At 35.8% G+C, this 18,505-nt stretch carries 19 protein-coding genes, 1 pseudogene and 1 other annotated feature; of the genes and pseudogenes, 4 read left to right on the top strand and 16 right to left on the bottom strand.

Features of this window, described 5'->3' with window-relative positions:
* Positions 1-271: 271 nt before the first annotated feature.
* The 5 genes from B2R82_RS08580 to B2R82_RS08560 all read right to left on the bottom strand — a co-directional run bounded on the left by B2R82_RS08580 (position 272) and on the right by B2R82_RS08560 (position 4,250).
* A complete protein-coding gene (locus B2R82_RS08580; RefSeq protein ID WP_286924460.1) occupies positions 272-724 on the bottom strand; it encodes a VOC family protein in 453 nt (150 codons plus the stop codon).
* Positions 725-876: 152 nt separating this feature from the next.
* Positions 877-1,653 carry a hypothetical protein gene (locus B2R82_RS08575; protein ID WP_286924459.1) on the bottom strand — a complete coding sequence of 259 codons (777 nt, stop codon included), beginning with the start codon at positions 1,651-1,653 and terminating at the stop codon, positions 877-879.
* A gap of 520 nt (positions 1,654-2,173) precedes the next feature.
* Positions 2,174-3,049, bottom strand: coding sequence for a sigma-70 family RNA polymerase sigma factor (locus B2R82_RS08570; protein WP_286924458.1), 876 nt, complete (start codon positions 3,047-3,049; stop codon positions 2,174-2,176).
* A gap of 72 nt (positions 3,050-3,121) precedes the next feature.
* A complete protein-coding gene (locus tag B2R82_RS08565) occupies positions 3,122-3,355 on the bottom strand; it encodes a DUF2798 domain-containing protein (RefSeq protein WP_286924457.1) in 234 nt (77 codons plus the stop codon).
* A 37-nt stretch (positions 3,356-3,392) separates the two neighbouring features.
* Entirely contained in the window at positions 3,393-4,250 is an 858-nt protein-coding gene (locus B2R82_RS08560; RefSeq protein WP_286924456.1) for an NAD-dependent epimerase/dehydratase family protein, read from the bottom strand.
* A gap of 382 nt (positions 4,251-4,632) precedes the next feature.
* Here B2R82_RS08560 and B2R82_RS08555 point away from each other — a divergent pair, with 382 nt between their 5' ends.
* Positions 4,633-5,001, top strand: coding sequence for a hypothetical protein (locus tag B2R82_RS08555; protein ID WP_286924455.1), 369 nt, complete (start codon positions 4,633-4,635; stop codon positions 4,999-5,001).
* A gap of 293 nt (positions 5,002-5,294) precedes the next feature.
* Here B2R82_RS08555 and B2R82_RS08550 read toward each other — a convergent pair whose 3' ends face one another.
* Positions 5,295-5,843: a hypothetical protein gene (locus B2R82_RS08550; RefSeq protein ID WP_286924454.1), complete on the bottom strand. Its 549-nt coding sequence runs from the start codon at positions 5,841-5,843 to the stop codon at positions 5,295-5,297.
* 683 nt (positions 5,844-6,526) lie between these two features.
* Positions 6,527-6,743, top strand: a binding site (T-box leader).
* Positions 6,744-6,865: 122 nt separating this feature from the next.
* Between B2R82_RS08550 and serS the strand changes: the two genes are divergently transcribed.
* The 3 genes and pseudogenes from serS (at position 6,866) to B2R82_RS08540 (ending at position 8,981) form a co-directional block, all read left to right on the top strand.
* Positions 6,866-8,146 (top strand): serine--tRNA ligase, encoded by a 1,281-nt coding sequence (gene serS, locus B2R82_RS08545; protein WP_286924453.1) that lies wholly within the window; start codon positions 6,866-6,868, stop codon positions 8,144-8,146.
* A 43-nt stretch (positions 8,147-8,189) separates the two neighbouring features.
* A pseudogene (locus B2R82_RS24090) lies at positions 8,190-8,314 on the top strand (aminoglycoside phosphotransferase family protein); the annotation flags it as partial.
* 406 nt (positions 8,315-8,720) lie between these two features.
* Complete coding sequence (locus tag B2R82_RS08540) at positions 8,721-8,981, top strand: DUF5071 domain-containing protein (RefSeq protein ID WP_286924452.1); 261 nt, start codon at positions 8,721-8,723, stop codon at positions 8,979-8,981.
* A gap of 244 nt (positions 8,982-9,225) precedes the next feature.
* Here the strand turns inward: B2R82_RS08540 and B2R82_RS08535 are convergent, their stop codons facing one another.
* The 10 genes from B2R82_RS08535 to B2R82_RS08485 all read right to left on the bottom strand — a co-directional run bounded on the left by B2R82_RS08535 (position 9,226) and on the right by B2R82_RS08485 (position 17,960).
* On the bottom strand, positions 9,226-9,615 hold the full coding sequence (locus B2R82_RS08535) for a hypothetical protein (protein WP_286924451.1): 390 nt from the start codon (positions 9,613-9,615) through the stop codon (positions 9,226-9,228).
* Positions 9,616-9,703: 88 nt separating this feature from the next.
* Positions 9,704-9,895, bottom strand: coding sequence for a cysteine-rich KTR domain-containing protein (locus B2R82_RS08530; protein WP_286924450.1), 192 nt, complete (start codon positions 9,893-9,895; stop codon positions 9,704-9,706).
* Between the two features lie 87 nt (positions 9,896-9,982).
* Positions 9,983-10,783, bottom strand: a complete 801-nt coding sequence (locus tag B2R82_RS08525) for a CPBP family intramembrane glutamic endopeptidase (RefSeq protein WP_286924449.1) — start codon at positions 10,781-10,783, stop codon at positions 9,983-9,985.
* A gap of 377 nt (positions 10,784-11,160) precedes the next feature.
* Positions 11,161-11,523 carry a YxlC family protein gene (locus B2R82_RS08515; RefSeq protein ID WP_286924448.1) on the bottom strand — a complete coding sequence of 121 codons (363 nt, stop codon included), beginning with the start codon at positions 11,521-11,523 and terminating at the stop codon, positions 11,161-11,163.
* Positions 11,510-12,040 (bottom strand): RNA polymerase sigma factor SigY, encoded by a 531-nt coding sequence (gene sigY / locus B2R82_RS08510; protein WP_286924447.1) that lies wholly within the window; start codon positions 12,038-12,040, stop codon positions 11,510-11,512. The genes B2R82_RS08515 and sigY overlap by 14 nt, the downstream gene beginning before the upstream one ends.
* 564 nt (positions 12,041-12,604) lie before the next feature.
* Complete coding sequence (locus tag B2R82_RS08505) at positions 12,605-13,564, bottom strand: acetyl-CoA carboxylase carboxyltransferase subunit alpha (protein WP_286924446.1); 960 nt, start codon at positions 13,562-13,564, stop codon at positions 12,605-12,607.
* A complete protein-coding gene (gene accD / locus B2R82_RS08500; RefSeq protein WP_286924445.1) occupies positions 13,557-14,405 on the bottom strand; it encodes an acetyl-CoA carboxylase, carboxyltransferase subunit beta in 849 nt (282 codons plus the stop codon). Before accD ends, B2R82_RS08505 begins: the two co-directional genes overlap by 8 nt.
* 21 nt (positions 14,406-14,426) lie before the next feature.
* Positions 14,427-15,035, bottom strand: coding sequence for a FadR/GntR family transcriptional regulator (locus tag B2R82_RS08495; protein WP_286924444.1), 609 nt, complete (start codon positions 15,033-15,035; stop codon positions 14,427-14,429).
* 568 nt (positions 15,036-15,603) lie between these two features.
* Complete coding sequence (locus B2R82_RS08490) at positions 15,604-16,221, bottom strand: hypothetical protein (protein ID WP_286924443.1); 618 nt, start codon at positions 16,219-16,221, stop codon at positions 15,604-15,606.
* 149 nt (positions 16,222-16,370) lie between these two features.
* Entirely contained in the window at positions 16,371-17,960 is a 1,590-nt protein-coding gene (locus B2R82_RS08485) for an AraC family transcriptional regulator (RefSeq protein WP_286924442.1), read from the bottom strand.
* Positions 17,961-18,505 lie beyond the last annotated feature (545 nt).

Raw genomic sequence — 18,505 nt, 5'->3', positions numbered from 1 at the left:
AATCATCTGGTCGTATAAGCCTGATAAGTGAAAACTACCAATCAGTGGAGAATGGGAAACCCCCACTGATTGAAGTTTCACTTTATTATTTTTGTACTAATTCAATAATTTCTTCTGCCATGTGCTCCGCTTGATTGATAACAGAGATAGATCTGTTGAGAAGAAGTACTTCCCATCAAATGTAATCACTTTTACAACATCCAAGTTATCCCATGTAAAAGTCGTTTCAAATTCTTGACCATAATCTAAAACACCTACATAGTCACCTTACTTATTTATTACCGAGTTGTTCCGCCAAACCGATTAGAAGTCCTTCAATTCCACGAATGTAGCAAAGGCGATACGATTCCTCGTACTGAACCACTTCGCCAACGAGCTGAGCACCATACTTAGTAAGTCTGGCTACCATTTCGTCAATGTCTTCAACGGTGAACATGACGCGTAGATAACCGAGGGCGTTTACAGGAGCAATTCGGTGATCTGAAATAGTAGGTGGGGTGAGAAATCGAGAAAGTTCAAGTCTGCTGTGGCCATCTGGGGTAACCATCATAGCAATTTCTACGCACTGAGAACCCAATCCGGTTACGCGACCAGCCCATTCACCTTCAACAGTGGCTCGCCCTTCGAGATTCAAGCCAATCTCCTCGAAGAAAGTGATTGCGTCATCAAGGGATTCTACAACGATACCGACATTGTCCATTCTTAGTAATTTGTTTTTTACCATAGTCTAATCTCCTTATGAAAATTTATTATCTTATCACCCTCATAATTATTCCATTAAATATAAATAAATGATTTTGTTATAAAATATAAGTGCCTGCTACAATTTAGTTGGCAGTTATTCGACTAAAGCACCTGTTAGTTTAACGAAATCCTTTAGCTCTCTCGCCTACATTGTATAGCACTTTCTTCTTCAGAAATACCCTTTTGTATTGTCACTTTATTTATTTTAATACCATTTTCTGGAGTATCAGTCAGCATGATATGGATTCTATCAAAGGGAGTGTCACCATGATGTGCACTATAATTTAACGCACTTGCATAAACAATATGTCTCCTTGTATCGCCATCTATTCTTTCAACTTTATCTATTTTAGGACACATGATAAAATCTGAGTAAGTTTCGTCGATATAGGAAAAATATCTGGCATATAAAGTTTCTTCAAGTAACTCGTCTTTTGGTGCCCCAACACTTTCATATTTCCAGCCAACTAAGAGCCAATCATAAAGTTCTACTGATTTCAATCGAACCTTTTTATTATTACTTGTATATATAACCTCACCATCTGCAATTGTGCATGTCTTTAATTGGTTTAGTGATACACAATTATAAGCTGGTTCAATAACTGCAACGTCTCCGTTTTTCATTTTTATTTTCATTATCGAGACTATCGAAGTTTTATTTAACTCTAACTCAATTGCTCCTTCTGAAGGACTTGAGGTGTTTATCCACTTAACAACCTTACCGATAATCACTTCCTCATATCCATCATTTTCCTTAAACAAACGGGTTTCCCCGTTTAAACGGTTTACTTGAATAAATGAAACATCCTCTTTTTCTAATTGTGGTTGAATACTCGCCTTTACTAACAGCAATTGCATCGGGAAAAATAATTCAAAAATTACCATGACTATTATGACTAACTTTCTCAAGAATTATCGCCACCTCTAATGTGAATTTTGTAGGTATTTTCCCCTTATTATTATAAATAAATACTTTAGAACATAGATGCAAATAATCAGATTCCGGTACAAAATTGAACGTCATTCAAAAGCCTTTCTTGTTACTAAATCGCCCCTTTAACTCCATAAAATATTAAGCAACTTTTGTCTACACATACCTTAGTTGTGTTGTAAAATCACTGCAAACACAGATTCTTACGCAAAAATTATAAAAACACACCTTGAGCATAACTTTCAAACACTACAAGACGTTTTTTCGAATATCTATTTTAAATCGATACCCTTTTAATGTGGCTTTTATTAAAGATTGATTAAAACCATCTCACCTTTAAAAAGGTGAGATGGTCTTTTGTTGGAAATTTACATTAATTTTACTATAAAGATTTTGAAGAAGTGTACTTAAAAGAACGGTGCAGGTTCTTTCAATAAGAAAACATACGGACAGTTCTTAAAAAAGAACAATCCGTATTCAAACGCAACCCTAAATAGGCTATGTTAACTTATCTGGATCTACCACATAGAAGATCTTGTTAATCGTTCGGGATGAAGAATTCCAGTCAAAACAAAAAACGCCTGTTACTTTTTCATTTTCAGTGACTACAATACCATATTGATTATTTATCATAGCTGCCGTAGCATTTTTTCCAAAGAAAAACTTTTTTGAAATTCCTGAAATAAGTGCTACTACTCGCTCTTTACCTTCAATGATGTTTATTGCCGTTCTTACTTTACCTCCTCCATCAGCAGCAAATAGAACATCATTAGATAACAAGTGGGTTACTCCTTGGATATCCCCGTTGGATAATGCCCATATAAATTGTTCTATATAATTTTTCTGAAGACTAACAGTTAAATCTTTTTCGCTTTTTCTTCCCATTTTAATTTGTGCTCTACTCAATATCTTACGGCTATTAACAGTTGTTGTTTTTAGAATATCGGCAATCTCACTATGCTTTAGCCCTAGAGCATTTCTTAATACGTAAGCTATCCTCTCTTTAGGTAAAAGGTTTTCCATAAGAACCATATATGAATAGCTTAATTGATCTGACTGGATTAGATTATCAAGAGGCCCACTATTGAATGTCTGTAGTATAGGTTCGGGTAACCATGTACCTATATAATTTTCTTTCCTTTTTCTACTTGATTTTAGTTCATTCATACAGCGGTTAACGATCATTTTATTTATATAAGCTTTAAAATTAGTAATATCTTCCCCAATATTTTCATGTTCTTTTAATTTCAAAAAAGTATCTTGAACAATATCTTCAGCATCTGTCATTGAACCAAGTAAATAGTATGCTATGGATATACAATAATTCTTATACTCTTTATATAAGTCTTCTATATTTAATTCATTGAACAACATGATAAACCCTTCCATCTCTAATATTATGCATATCATAATCTGAGGAATATTCTACATACATTTTTTTATCTATCATTTCTCTACAAAAGTAATGAATGTCATAAGTTTATTTATAATCCGTGGAAAAATGTAAGCACAAAGTATAGCACATAAAAATGCTTCTCCCCACATTGGTAGCCAATGAATAAAAAATGTATGGCTATATCCTAAGTTTATAGAAACAAGGATAAACGATATGAAACAAGAAGTAAAAAGTCCAATTAGAACAGTGTAAATAAAAGACTTATAAATTTTATTTATTTTCATAAATTTAACCTTCTTATATTGGTAGTTCATTTTATTATTAATAATGATGCAACAATTTAAATCCTTTTGTCCAAGAAGGGTAAATAGGTTCCCAGCCATATTGTTTTTTTGCTTTTTCATTTGAGGCTCCTCGTTCCCAAGAATTATAAGTATCATTTATAGGCGGGAGGGGGGCCCCAATAACTTCAGCAAAATAGGGAAGCCAAATAGAACTTTTTGCAGGTTCATCATCTACAATGTTTACAGAACCTGACTGCCAATTTAAAGCTAATACAGCTGCTTTTGCTGCGTCTTTTACGTGAATAAAGGATGTCATCCCATCAGTTGCGTGTAGTTCCTGCCTCTGTAATTGTTTAGCAATTAGGCCGTTACTCGAAAGCCAAGTTCCAGGACCATATAACATACCATAGCGAAGGATAACGAAATCAGGCATTTCTTTTACCTTTTCCTCTAATGAAATAATTCCATCAATTGTTTTTTTGCGAGGTAATGAGGCTTTAGTATCTAAAGGTGTTTCTTCTGTAGCTAGTGTATTCCCAGGCTCATAAGCCCATGAAATACTTTGTACAACTATCTTTTTTACTCCAATATGATTAGCTGCATCAACAAGGTTTCTTGTTCCTTCTATCCGTATTTTAGAATTATCGTTTATATCGCCACTATTTAGTGCAGTAAGTTGATGCATGACAACATCAGGCTGAGTTTCAATTAAGGCTGCATAAACACTATCTCGATCAAATGCATCTGCAACTACTGGTTTTACTCCCATCTCTTGCATTGTCTTAACATGTTTTTCTGTTCGAATCATCCCGATTACTTCATGTCCCTCTTCTATTAACATCGGAATCACCATTTTTCCTATTACACCGGTAGAGCCAGCAAGTAATATTTTCATAAATAAACCTCCTAATGATCATAATTACAAAATTAATATCTCTAAAAACTAAGACAATTAGGGATTATGAAGTGTGACACTATTAAAAGAAATTATAAAAATATTTATGTACAATAATAAGAGGTAGTTCATGTGATATGCATTGCTATAGAGAAACACCTTATATTAAAGAACAGTCTAAAAGAAAAAGTTTGTGAACAAATGTACTTAAAGTAACGACTGCATTGTGCAATAAAAGCAGTCGCTTCTTGTGTTAACCGAGCAGGAGTTAAATAAAAATTGGAAATAAATAACCACAGTATATTGAAAGAACCTCTTTATAGTGTAAAATTACACTATAAGGTGGTTTTTCCTTAATAATTTAATATGGGGGATCTATAAATTGAAGAGGTTGATTATAGGTATTTTATCTTTATTTCCAGTTCCTTTCTTATTTCATTTCTACGAATATAATAGTCATCTTGCTAGGCAACACGCTGATTTTTTGTTTCCGATATTTTTAGTGTTCATAATTGTTGTAGGTATATCATCGAGAAATATTAAACTTCCTTTGTTCTTTGGCTTGAATTTTATTATGACCGTTATTTCTTTGATATTTGGCTATTTTTTTATAGTTGATGATGGAGGTTGGTTTAAACCCTTTGGCAGAGATGCTGCCATTATATTTGTTTCAATTATTTATATTTTAGGACAATTAATTATAAGAGTATTTAGCAAGCACGGTCATACTAACAGCCAAAGTAATAAGTAAATATGAAACGAAATGAAGTAATTCTTCGTTATGATGGATTGCTAATGGGTGCGTTATTTAGCTTTGAAATAAGGTTTTGTTAAATTAACCCAAATTTGATATGAGAACAAGTTTAAAGAGCATGTATTGAAAAAAGATCAATCAAAACATGCTCTTATTTAATGTGGTAGATTAAATTCTTTATAAAAAAGTTTGATTATTTTTGAAACCCTTGTTGCATAAAAGCCCCCATTAGCCATTCATTTAAGAGAGGGCTAACTACCATACGCAGCCTCAGCGATGTTGACCTGCAATCAGGGAGCAAAGACCTCTGGATTATCGTTTCGCCATGCGCCTATGCAGCCAATTAGACAGACCGTGTAGCTTCTCATCACGCTATCAATTTCACTGTCCGCATATTCAATTGCAATATTTATTCCCGGCTTTCGCCATGCCAAAATTCGACCGGAAAATCCAGACCACTTACATTCTTCATCCACTTCAGGTTGACCATATGCCTTTATCGACTGATCTGGTGTTGAGCTCATCGTGATTCCCTTGGGAAGCTTTCCGGAAAACGGAGCTTTAATTCTGTCATCCGACCCGGGCGCAAGAAAATGTATGGCGCCAATGATCCATTCATCTTGATCTGTATATTTGAGTCCAGTCAGATCATTTATTTTAGGTGCGCGATAAATATCAATGCGTATTGATGTTTTCACTGACCAGATAATATCGTCTTTGAAATAGCTGTTCGGGGCTGGCATTCGCTTGACACCGAATGATTGCAGCAAAGCTTGAACATTTCTGGGATTATACGGATAGCCAAGCATTTCAATAAGCAATTCAGATGGTTCTTTCATGCGTATATCCACTCCTTTCGCTTCATGTAAGAGACACAACGTGATGAAATAGTAGTATCCCTTGAGCGAACTTTTTTCTGATAATACCATCCCCCGTCTCGATGCCAGGGTAAAATAGTTGGCTCTGTATTAATCCTTATATTCTACATTGCTAACAATTTCCCCTTTTTCTACTATACTGCGCAGTTATACAAGTAGGGGGTGAACAGTTTTGCGGATGGGATCAAGTCCCACGGGCCAGACGTTCTACCCCGAATACTGTAATAATAAGACCTATAAGAAAATGGTCAACCAGAAAAATCTGGCTAACCTTATATTACCAACAGACCATAGTGGAGTAACTTGAAAGGTATTAAGGTATTTGGATTTTTCTGTTAAAGTATAGTTGAGATTGTGAAGGATTGTCCTTAAACTAAACAATAGAAAGAGACTTAAAGAGGTATTCTAGATGAATTATAATTTTAATTGAAGACTTCGGGCTCCTCATATTAAAACAGTCTGTAAAAATGTTGAAATCCACTGAATATGAGGGGAAATTATCTTAGCGCGAAATGGTCATTTATTGGGTTGTGCATTTCATCCGGAATTAAACGTGATTCAAGAATTCTAGAATATTTTGTATCCTATGGTATGACTTGCGAAATCTGTTTTCATATAGTACAGTATGGTTAAAATTCAAATAACTGAACACGATGATGGGAAGTAGTAGCAAGCACGTTTTTTTTAGAGAGTCAGCGGTTGGTGGAAGCTGATAGAAGCACTTGTGAATCCGTCCTGGAGTTGCACAGTCGAAATAATGTAAAGTAGGCTGTAGCCGGCTGAAATGCCGTTATGAAATAAGTGGATTAGGTATATGCCTAATCAATTAGGGTGGCAACGCGGGTAGCTCTCGTCCCTTTTTAGGGATGGGGGCTTTTTTGTGTTTATTTTGATTCAAAGCAGAGCTATTCGAGTTTAGCTTGCAACGCAATTAAACCAAGACTTAATGGATGCAGTGTCATTAAACTACTGGAGGTATGACTATGTTAGATATTAAACGCGTACGCGATAATTTCGCGGAAATTAAAGAAATGCTATTAACACGTAATGAAGATTTAGGCAACTTAGATGACTTTGAGGATTTAGATGCAAAGCGTCGTGAGTTAATTGCTAAAACAGAAGAATTAAAAGCAGAACGAAATAAAGTATCTGAACAAATTTCAATTATGAAACGCAACAAGGAAAATGCAGATGAAGTTATTGCTCGTATGCGTCAAGTAGGCGATGAAATTAAAGAGCTAGATGTTCAACTAAATGATGTTGAAGAGCGCTTTAAAGATATGATGATGCGCTTGCCAAACATTCCACACGAATCTGTACCAGTAGGGACAACAGAAGAAGACAATGTAGAAGAATATACTTGGGGTGAAATTCCAACATTTGATTTTGACATTAAAGCACACTGGGATCTTGCTACAGATTTGAAGATTGTTGACTTTGAACGAGGTGCAAAAGTAACAGGTAGCCGTTTCTTATTCTACCGTGGTCTTGGAGCTCGCTTAGAACGAGCACTGATGATTTTTATGATGGATTTACATGCAGAAGAGCATGGTTATGAGGAAATGCTGCCACCTGTCATTGTTAATCGCGATAGCTTAACGGGTACTGGAAACCTTCCTAAATTTGAGGAAGATTTATTTAAATTAGAGGAAACAGATTATTTCATGATTCCAACAGCAGAGGTACCTGTAACAAACTTCTATCGCGATGAAATTTTACTGGCTGAGGCTTTACCACAAGGCTTTGCTTCTTATAGTGCGTGCTTCCGTTCAGAGGCAGGCTCTGCGGGTCGTGATACACGTGGTTTAATCCGTCAGCATCAATTCAACAAAGTGGAATTAGTACGCTTTGTAAAACCAGAGGAGTCATATGAACAGCTAGAGTTGTTAACAAGTCATGCTGAAAAAGTACTGCAATTACTAGGCTTACCGTATCGTAAACTAAAAATGTGTACTGCTGATTTAGGATTTACTGCAGCGAAGAAATATGATTTAGAAGTTTGGATTCCAGCACAAAACATGTACCGTGAAATTTCTTCTTGCTCTAACTTTGAGGATTTCCAAGCACGACGAGCAAATATCCGCTTCCGTCGTGAGCCAAATGCAAAACCAGAATATGTTCATACATTAAACGGTTCAGGTCTTGCCATTGGTCGTACAGTTGCCGCTATCCTAGAAAACTATCAACAAGCTGATGGAAGCGTAGTAATTCCTGAAGTTTTAAGACCATACATGGGTGGTAAAGAAATAATTGCACCAAAATAAATAACGGGTAAAGGCTATTTTAGATATCCTTTAACAGGTAATTGTATTGCCTTTTTATCGATTTACAGATGCTTTAATAGTATCGGGTGGTGTAAACGCCGTGGAATTGAAAAAAATGCTTTATTTCTTAAAGGAATTTTAGCGAGACTAAAAAAGATGTTACTATAATCAAGGATGGGGTGCATTAGAAAAAATTTAGAAATGACATTTTGCAGCTCTTTCGTATTTTCCACTATTCCGCAATCTGGCGCTTTTCTTTAATAAGGAAAGCGTCTTTATTCATGGAAAGGACCAGATTGTTGAGGAACGTTTTCAATAAAATTGGATATTATTGTTGAATTATAGAGTAAGATTGTGAAGTTTCTCACTTAAACTAACGTACAGATTAGTTTAATAAAGACTATACAATAAATAGATTGCCATGTATAAAAATCTAAGGGAGAGACGCAAATGGAAAACTTTGAAGATCTTTTGCCAAGACTAAGCATGATCATGATAGAGTAGAAATGATTAAAAAAATGGATAGAGATAAAATATTGCCTTTACTGCCTACCTTCTCGAATGGATTCAAGATATGAATTGGCCAGTGACACCAAGGGTATTAGAATTACTTTTAACTTTTCCAGAAGAAATTGCCCCACATGTGCAAGATGTTTTATCTTCAGATGATGATAACTGGAAGTGGTTTATTCTACATTTTTTAATTATCAAATTGCCAGTAGAGTCAAGAGTTCAGTTTAGAGAGTATTTAACAAGAGTGGCTGAAACACCTACAGATAATGAACTCGCAGAAGAACTTAATGAAATTGCAAAAGAGATTTTGGAAACAATCTAGAAAAATATCCCTATTTAATTAACGAGGTGCTTTACTTTAACAAGCAAAAGACAAATCACAGAATTGATATTCAGCGATCGGGTGCATTTCTCTAATAAGGAATGCGTCTATTTGCATTGAAGGGCTATATTTTTGAGGAACGTTTTCATTCACTTTAAGGAAACATTTACCCCCCATTTTCATTCTCTATATTGAGATTATGAATAATTGTATTTAAAACAAAAAGGGAGCTGAGATTATATTTCTAGCTCCCTTTAGTCTGTATTTGTAACAAGTCCTTAGTCGATTTTTTAAGGAAAGTACTTGTGGCATCATGGATCTCTGTGACATGCGTTTGAAAGAATCCATGAGAGCCGTCAATCATTTGGGACCCGGCATTTGCACCAAGTCGTTTTACGTGACTTTTTTGAATCTCATCTCCATCTTTTACTCGTTTTTGAAAGTCTGAGGATATTAGTTTCAGTACAGGTACTTCTGAAGGGAAGACGATGCTGTTTACCTCATTGACATTGTCATTTAAACTCAAAGCCTGATTAATGATCGTATCGTTGACAACATGATAAGAAAATAATTTATTATCACTGATTTCTTTTTCGGTATAGCCATTTTCAATTGTTTGATCAGAAGGTAGCAATCCATTGATGATTCGATTAAATCCAGTTGCTTGAAGTAACGTATTAAAACCATATAGGATTTAAATTGAGGTTAACATACATCTCAATTTATCGGCTCTGCGTCTTAGCGTCTGGCTCTTTAACTATGATAATTTTAAATTTTTTTATGTTTACTAAACTTTCTTGTTTACATTTTGGACAGAAAAGAGGAAAACTAATTAATATAGTATTTGCATATACTTTATTGCGTGTTTTTGAACTACAAATTGGGCAGTATATCCATTTGCTTTTTTCAATCATATACCCTTTGCCTTTCCTGTCTAGCTCCTCATATAGTTATATTTTACACAAGCAAATTTTCAAAGTGTATATGCACCATATATATTTTTACATAAAAAAGGAGACAATCAACATTAGAAAATGCATGGCAATATGAGCAAACATATGTGCAAGCATCGCAAGTTCTAGATTGTGCTTCCAATAAATCCAGCCAAAGAAGAAGCCGGGTAAACCATTCAATAAGATCATTCGGGACCAAATAAATGCGTTCATTTCTATCACACTTGCAGTTCCACTATAGTGACCTATTGCAAATAATAATGTGCTAACAAATATTGCAAGGATAAAGACCCAGTTCGAAGGTTTTGCTGATTTTCGATCAAATAGTTTCCAGAAAATAAAAATCAACAAGCTCATAAACCCAAAACGCATTAATAGTTCCTCAACAATCCCTCCGTAGAGTAAAGCTGCTAAAAATTCTATTGCATTATAAGGATGTATTAGTTCTTTTAGACCCTCCGGCAAGAGTGGGAATAAAAGATAATCGAATCCTCTTATAACAACTCCTGCAATCGAACCGAGTACGATAGCTAGTTTAATACCTTTTATCCACTCTGACTTTGACTTTTCTCTAGCATTCGGGTGCATAATCACAGATTTTAAACCAACTTTATGAGCAGTAAAAAAACCTATAACAAGAGCAATGATTAAGAAAATATAATTGGGAAGTGTGCCAAGTAAGGCTAACATTTCAGGTGATCCTGAAATCCCCATCATTTCCCTCGCTTGCTCTAATTGGGCCGGGTTTGTCGATAGTGTCGATAGTGCCTTAAGATATAAGGGAACGAATGCAATGATTCCAAGCAAGAGATAAATGAATAGTCCTTTAACACTTTTTTGCTTTGTCATAAGTAACCTCCTTGATTTCAGTATAAGATTCTTATAAATATCAATATTTGTTTTATTTACTATAAGACTCTATTAAACAGTTCATTCTTGTTTCCCTCCTTCAAATTGTTTATTCACCCTTAATACGATTACGTTCTTCTAATCGTTCACTCAAGAAAAAATAAACAAAAAAATCTCAGGAATTTGATCCTGAGACCTTTCTTTTAAATATTTTTCTTGCAAAAATAAGATAGATAATAAGATACATTGGAAATGTAATAAGGCCTAAAAAGCCCCATAGCCAAGCATTGTGTCCCCTCTTCCGTGCATCCCAAAACATCCATGAGCCTTGGCAAATCAGAATGAATGCAATCAAGACCAATAACCAAAGCGGTGTGTTACTTAGTTCGTTTGAGCTCATTATTACTGACCTTCTTTCTAGTTTCGTTAAGAGCTAAGGGCAATAAGATAATCCCCACAAGCTGAAAATAAAGAAAAAGAATTGGCTGACGATAAACGACAGCAATCCCAACCGAAAGCACAAATACTGCAACAGAGATAAACATGAGGAGGTCTTTCCATTGTTTTTTTCGTATTCTTTTTTTCTCTAATTCGACATTTTGTTGAAACCATTGTAAGTTTGGAGTAGATACTGGATTCCATTGATCCAGTTTTTCTAAACCATCTATTAATTGCTTAACCGTTAATTCATCTTCATCATCCAACATAGAATTATTATTTTTAGAATCATACTCCTTCAAGTTCAGCCAACTCCTTTCGTACACTTTTTAGACCATTTGAAACTCGAGATTTTACTGTTCCTGCTGCAATACCCATCATTTTTCCAATTTCCTCATATGAATATCCATAATAATGCTTTAACACGATTGGCATGCGTATTTCTTCATTAATTTGAGCAAGTACATCAAGTACATCAGTCCATTCTTCATTCATAATGGCTGCATTCCATTTCATTTTTCGGAGCGCTTGTTCCTGCTCTAGCCAGTTTTTCTCCCGCTTCTTTCTACGCTGTTGATCGATAAAAAGGTTCGTTGCGATTGTGATGAGCCACGAGGAAAACTTGGATTCACCATTATACAGTTGGATTTTTTCAATACACTTTATCATCGTCTCTTGTGTTAAATCTTCTGCGATTTGTGGATGAAGGGTAACTTTCATTAAATACTTTACGAGGAACGAATAATTCTGTTGTAGCAGTTTCGAAAGAGCCAATGTATCTCCTTTTTTCGCCTTTCGAATTAAATCCTTTTCATCCATGAGATCTACTCCATACAATAATGATTTATATGTAATACGACTAACTGGGAAAAATCGTTCATTTTCAAAATAAAGAATAACAACAAAAATGTTTAGCCACCTATTAGTATTTATTAAGTTTACTTGAAAGTTATATATTTGACCAAACGAGTTCAGAATACTTGTTTAATTATTATAGTATTATCAAACTACTCACATGATTTGTTTAAGTATGTCTTATTTAACTAACCTGCACCGTTCGTATTATAAGGTCGGCCAGAGTTTGGAATAAAGTTTGATTAAAAGTTTGTTGCAAACGTTGATTTTATAATAGAAGAAACCCACGCATTTTGAAAAAAGTTTGATAGAAATGAATGGGTTTTATTTAAATGCGAAGTTATTTTATCAAACTATATTACAAATTATCGATCTTTATTATAAATAATCGAACTTAAATATAAATGATCAATCTTTTTTACAAACTACAACTCTTTTTTCTTCCATCATTAAGATATTAATTTATTTAAGATACAATTTTTATCTCTTTACGAGCAAATTCACATGTCCAAAAACCTAAAAATAAATTTAAGCTTCTGTATATTGTCCAATATTTCTGAATTTCTCATAGCGATCTTCAATTAATTGTTCGCCATTTAGAGAATTCAATGCTTTTAGTGTGACGCTTATACTTTCTTTTATATAAAATGCTTGCTTCGCAACATTGCGGTGTGCTCCACCAGTTATTTCAGGGATTATTCCATCAATAACGTCAAGCTCTTTTAAGTCAGGTGCTGTTATACGCATTGCTTCTGCTGCTTGCTTCCCTAGGCTACCATCTCGCCATAAGATCGATGCAGCCCCTTCAGGCGAGATAACCGAATACGTTGAGTTCTCTAACATAAAGACTCGATTAGCTACCCCTAATGCAATTGCACCCCCACTTCCCCCTTCCCCAATAACAATACTAATAACTGGTACTGTTAGAATCGCCATTTCAGAGAGAGTTCTAGCAATGGCTTCACTTGGGCCGCGTTCCTCGGCTGCCTTACCCGGATAGGCTCCTTTTGTATCAATAAAACAAATAATCGGGCGCTTAAATTTCTCAGCTTGCTTCATTAAGCGTAATGCCTTACGATATCCTTCAGGGTGTGGCATACCAAAATTTCGTCGAATATTTTCTTTAGTTGATTTTCCGCGCTGGTGTCCAACAATTGTTACGGGCTGTCCTTCAAAGAGAGCAATTCCTCCAAGAATTGCTGCATCATCACCAAATGTACGATCTCCATGTAACTCAATAAAGTTTTCACACATAGCTTCTATATATTGTAAAGTTGTTGGTCGTTCTGGATGTCTAGCAACCTGTACACGATCCCATGGCTTCATATTGGCATAAATAGATTGTTCTAGCTGTGTTAGACGTGTTTCAAGCTTTTCGATTTCGCCTGTCATGTCTACATCTGCCTTTGTAGCAATCGTTTTTAATTCATCAATTTTTTCTCGTAATTGTATTACTGGTTCTTCAAAAGCTAAATTTTTTTTAGTCATGTTGCACGCCACCTCTCGTATGCATTTTTACAAGCATTGCTACTTGATTTCGTAAATCTTTTCGATGGAAAATTGCATCAAGCTGACCATGCTCTAGTAAAAATTCCGATGTTTGGAAATCATTTGGTAGTTTTTCTCTTAATGTTTCTTCTATTACACGACGACCAGCAAAGCCAATCAATGCTTGTGGCTCAGCAATATTAATATCTCCAATAGAAGCAAAGCTTGCCGAAACGCCACCGTATGTAGGATGCGTCATGATAGATATAAACAATAGTCCTTCTTCACTATGATGTTTTAATGCCGCACTCGTTTTTACCATTTGCATTAATGATAGAATACCTTCTTGCATGCGCGCTCCACCACTAGTAGTAAAGATAATAACCGGTACACGTAATTCAATAGCTTTTTCAACGGCGCGTGTGATTTTTTCTCCTACAACTGAACCCATTGAGCCCATACGGAAATGAGAATCCATAATTGCTACAACAATTTCTTCCCCATTAAGAGTACCTAACCCAGTTAGTACAGCTTCGCTTAATCCCGTTTGTTGTTTAGCCACTGAAATTTTTTCTACATAATCAGGGAAATTAAGCGGATTACTTGTTTGTAAATGATCATCCATTGAAACAAATGAACCTTCATCTAAGAAATATGCTACGCGCTCCTGTGCAGTCATTTTGAAATGATGATCGCATTTTGTACACACTTTATGATTTTTTTCTAATTCCTTTGTTAACTGAATGTGACGGCATTCTGGACATTTTGTCATAAGTCCTTCAGGAAATCCCTTTTCCTGTCCGTCCTCTTTCTTTTTACTAAATAAGCTACGTATTGCCATATTCGTCTCCCCCTTTGTTGTCTACATGCTTTGTAAAGTCTTCATCCACTGCTCGTAAGCTTGCAATGCTTCATAGCCAATCTGCATCGATTTCAACATAGTTTGAATGATTATTTTTTCTTCTTCTGTTGAGCTTTGATTTACACGGTCACCATCATAAGCTGCTAACTGAAACCAGATTTTTAGTGAAAGACGATTTCCCGCCGTGATTATTATTTCTCGTAATACATCTTGACAATTAATCGTACTTTCTATTTCTAGCCTTACAAAAAAACTGTCCCACACAGGTAGTGTTCGCAGAGTCTCTGTACAACTTATTACGCGAATGGCTTCCTTTTCATGAATTTGTCGCGTTAATTCGACATCTTTTTTCCATTTTTCATCTTCTAATATAAACATTGACAGTATTTCTACGAGCTGATTCTTATGTGTAGAAGCTAGAAACGTACCTCCCCCATGTTTCGTTTCAATAAGACCTAACAATTCTAAGCTTCGCAATGCCTCTCTCACAGAGGATCGCCCTACACCTAGACGCTCTGAAAGAACTCGTTCGGAAGGTAGTTTTTCTCCAGCCTGTATTTCTTCCATTTTAATAAGTTGTCGTAATTGTTGGACGATATCTAAAAACACTTTCTTTTGTTCGGTTTTTTTTCCATACGATCAACTCCTCGGTCAATCTATTCGCCTTGGAATAATTATTGCTGTCGCTTTCCTTTCGTGCAGATAAACAATGTATCCAAAGGCTTTATCTTCATTCAGTAGGTGTTTGGATACCTACTATAAAAGAAACAAAATCCTCCACCTTCAGATGATGGCGTCTTTTACTGAATGAATATAAAAGTGGTCTGGCCACTTTTGAAGTTGGCTTTATCTTACAAAATAATTATTTAAAAGTAAAGAAAAAACTGCATAAAAATATATGCAGTTTCTAAAAGGGGACTCGTCAGATTTATGCGGATTTACACGATAAGACTTCAATTTTTATTTATTCATCAAAGATGATGGTGCAACATTACTTCAAATACTTCAAAACCTTTGCTATGACTGACTTTTAACAAAAGTGCATAAAACAACGTGTAAACAATGTTCATAAGAAAAGCCACAAACATTGATTTAACAACATTAGTGGCCTTTGAGTTCGCCTCCAAACTTTCATTTGGGAAACGTTATTTTGTATGGATTTGTATGTTCTATTCAACTAAGAATCATTTATTTCACTAATTAGCTCATTAATATGGATTGCTTTAACAGTAAATGTCACATCATCTAATTTAAACTTTGTAATTTTATCTTTGAAAATGCGATTTATTTCAACTTGTATTTTCTCCGTTACTTCTTCATTTTCTGCAATAATTTTTAAACTTACATCATTTGTAGAATAAACCATACCAACTATACCGTATCCCGCTTCATAAGAGTATCCAGCTTTGTCTAACTCTTTTCCAACCTGTTCAAAAAATCCTCCATCTCTATTAAGTTCCTTGTAAAATGTATCTAATTCTTCTTGTTCCTGTGGGGAAGACTGTTCAGCTTTATCAATATAACCCGTTACCTTAATTAATAAGTTCCTTTTATCAAAGTTATTCGAACTTATTACATTTTCAATTCGTTGCATTAGTTCCTTTGTGACCTTTGGGGTAACATTATATCTCGGAAATTTTACTTGTATTAAATGTCGATTATCTGGTAACTCTTTATGACTTACACTTAGACCATAGCCTGTTTCAATTAAACTATTGGATATTAGACGTACTAAATCGTTGTAATTAAATACTTCTGATTCATAAGTAACTTTTTGGTAAATCTCTGATTTCATTTTATTTTCTGCACCCAAAGCCTGACTATAAATAAACGGCACTGAAACTAATAGTGATCCACCAAGTAACCGAACAATAGTCTGGCTAATACCTTGGATGAGGTGCTTACCGTTAACAGTATTAGTTGAGACCCGTAAGCAAAACCAAATCAAACTAACGATCGCAGTATATCATCGAGTTTTTTGCTGTTGGAAATAATTCCATTATTCATCCAAGTTAGAAAATCAACCTCGTAAACACGGTTGTTTCTAACAGCTGGCAGATTACGCCACTCTGGCTTCTCAAGCAGTTCCCTCTCCTTACCTTCTTCCTGGCTATGCCATTTATCGAAAGTAATGAACAGGTGATCTGCGGATAACATACGCAGATCTTCTACAGAGAGAGTGAACATACCTGGCCTGTTCGCTTTTGAAGCTAAACCTACTGCGGAGTGGGAGCGCAATCCAACATCGCCATAGAGAACTGTTGAAACAAAACCTTGCCCTCCTTCCGTATATTGGATGATCTGGTCCGCCGAGATACGCAAAAAAGCAACACTCTGACCTTTCATAAGATGACTCAGCGCTTGACTCGCACTCCTTGCTTTGAAATCATAATTTGCGATAGCTTCATCGGCCAACTCCGCTCGCCCGAAATAATCGGCGACGGTACGTAGCAGTGTACGCCAATTATTCGTATGCTCACGCAGGATGCACGTGTTGGATATGCGTCGGCACTGAGCATATTGCTGTTGTTCGTAACGATCCACAAGCAATATCAAATCTGGTTTATAATAGGAAAGCTTGTCAAGATTGCCCCTGTTCTCCTCAAACGTCGGAATATGGTTTAAGCCTAGATAGTCTTGTTTTCCCCATTTAACATGCCAATATTGGGCGATAGGCTCCATATCCAGCGCGACGATGAAATCCTCCAAATATGGCGCTATTACTCTAAGCTTTCCCTTGCGACTGCGACGGTATTGTCCGGGTGATATGCCTACCGTCTGCTTGAAACGACGGCTGAAATAATATTCATTGCTGAAACCTGCATTTAGCGCAATATCGAGCAACTTGTCATCGGCGCTCGCCAGCCACTTCTTGGCTTGATTAATCCGTACTTCATTCAAGTACTGAAGTGGTACTTGACCAGTAGCCTCTTTGAACAGACGGGTATACTTCCAACGATCAATGCCTGCGAGGGAGGCCAGCTCTTCCACAGTCAGCAGCTCACGGTAATATTGATGAATGTGCCGTATACTGAGCCCTACCCCATGATGCTCGGTATCCGTTCCCCTCTCTTCGATTGCAGGTGCATTTTGGTGGAATAGAAAGAGCAGCAACTCTTGGAATTTCACAAATCGTTGGAACAGCTTGAGCTCGTCGCTCGCTCTGCGGAGCTCATATAACTCATTAAGGATCTCCATTGTCTTTACGAAGGGTGAGCAGGCAAGCTCTTGCTTATCCGGTAGCAAACCTGAAGCTGCATCATAGCCTCTCGTTACGAAGCGCACCTGGTAGTAACTGCAGTTCGAAACCTTATGATTAATAGTGAAATATCTGCCAGGTCCCTGTAAATAACATTTTCCTTGTCCCGTGCCACTCATAATAAAGAGGAGTTCAAAGCTTTCTGTATCGTTTCTATTGCTGCCATCCGAATCATTCATTTCTGCTTGTTCGCCCACAACGATGAAGCGGATCGATCGCAGCATATATTGGACTAATGGTGCCATCTCCGCTTGCTCGCACTGTTCAATATCCATTGTTACTAACAACCGCCCTTTAATTGATATTCATTCTCAATGAATTTAGTGTAAATCAAAAAGAGCCTCCCATCAACCTTAAACTGTACCTTTTAAGTTGAGGAAAAAGAAGTCGAAGTAGAAATGTCTAATAAATACTTTACTAAAGCAGATCAGAAAAAAATAAAATGCAATCCAAATATACAGGCTACGATTACATATACAAAAGAATTTAACCTTCATTTTATTGCGAAACTGAAAATGGTAAATTACCTAAAGAAATTTTAAAGCAGCAGGTTTAGATGTTGAAATAATTGGTTTAAAGCGTATTCAGGAGAAACGTTGGCGTAACGCTTCCCGTATAACTGGAGTAGTAAGTTTACAATATATGCAAAAAACAAATACAAGACGTTCATCAGAAGGTGAATTAAGCTTAGTGAAAAAAATGTAAATAGAAATTGAAAAAGCTGCCGCAAAATACAGACGGCAGCTTCAAAAAAGTGTCTAGCCTTTCTTAAAATTGTCCTTTACAAAGGGTACAGTTAAATTTCCTAATTATGGCGATG

The sequence above is a fragment of the Lysinibacillus sp. UBA6686 genome, assembly GCF_002455205.1.
Taxonomy (GTDB): Bacteria; Bacillota; Bacilli; order Bacillales_A; family Planococcaceae; genus Lysinibacillus; species Lysinibacillus pakistanensis.
Note: the sequence above shows the minus strand (reverse complement) of the source record. Positions and strands in the feature narration are given on the sequence as shown.

What these genes read in the sequence shown, in the direction of transcription:
- B2R82_RS08580 (WP_286924460.1), bottom strand. Translation starts at nt 724, where the DNA reads ATGGTAAAAAACAAATTACTAAGAATGGACAATGTCGGTATCGTTGTA.
- B2R82_RS08570 (WP_286924458.1), bottom strand. Translation starts at nt 3,049, where the DNA reads ATGTTGTTCAATGAATTAAATATAGAAGACTTATATAAAGAGTATAAG.
- B2R82_RS08565 (WP_286924457.1), bottom strand. Translation starts at nt 3,355, where the DNA reads ATGAAAATAAATAAAATTTATAAGTCTTTTATTTACACTGTTCTAATT.
- B2R82_RS08560 (WP_286924456.1), bottom strand. Translation starts at nt 4,250, where the DNA reads ATGAAAATATTACTTGCTGGCTCTACCGGTGTAATAGGAAAAATGGTG.
- B2R82_RS08550 (WP_286924454.1), bottom strand. Translation starts at nt 5,843, where the DNA reads ATGAAAGAACCATCTGAATTGCTTATTGAAATGCTTGGCTATCCGTAT.
- serS (WP_286924453.1), top strand. Translation starts at nt 6,866, where the DNA reads ATGTTAGATATTAAACGCGTACGCGATAATTTCGCGGAAATTAAAGAA.
- B2R82_RS08540 (WP_286924452.1), top strand. Translation starts at nt 8,721, where the DNA reads ATGAATTGGCCAGTGACACCAAGGGTATTAGAATTACTTTTAACTTTT.
- B2R82_RS08530 (WP_286924450.1), bottom strand. Translation starts at nt 9,895, where the DNA reads ATGATTGAAAAAAGCAAATGGATATACTGCCCAATTTGTAGTTCAAAA.
- B2R82_RS08525 (WP_286924449.1), bottom strand. Translation starts at nt 10,783, where the DNA reads ATGACAAAGCAAAAAAGTGTTAAAGGACTATTCATTTATCTCTTGCTT.
- sigY (WP_286924447.1), bottom strand. Translation starts at nt 12,040, where the DNA reads ATGGATGAAAAGGATTTAATTCGAAAGGCGAAAAAAGGAGATACATTG.
- B2R82_RS08505 (WP_286924446.1), bottom strand. Translation starts at nt 13,564, where the DNA reads ATGACTAAAAAAAATTTAGCTTTTGAAGAACCAGTAATACAATTACGA.
- accD (WP_286924445.1), bottom strand. Translation starts at nt 14,405, where the DNA reads ATGGCAATACGTAGCTTATTTAGTAAAAAGAAAGAGGACGGACAGGAA.
- B2R82_RS08490 (WP_286924443.1), bottom strand. Translation starts at nt 16,221, where the DNA reads ATGAAATCAGAGATTTACCAAAAAGTTACTTATGAATCAGAAGTATTT.
- B2R82_RS08485 (WP_286924442.1), bottom strand. Translation starts at nt 17,960, where the DNA reads ATGGATATTGAACAGTGCGAGCAAGCGGAGATGGCACCATTAGTCCAA.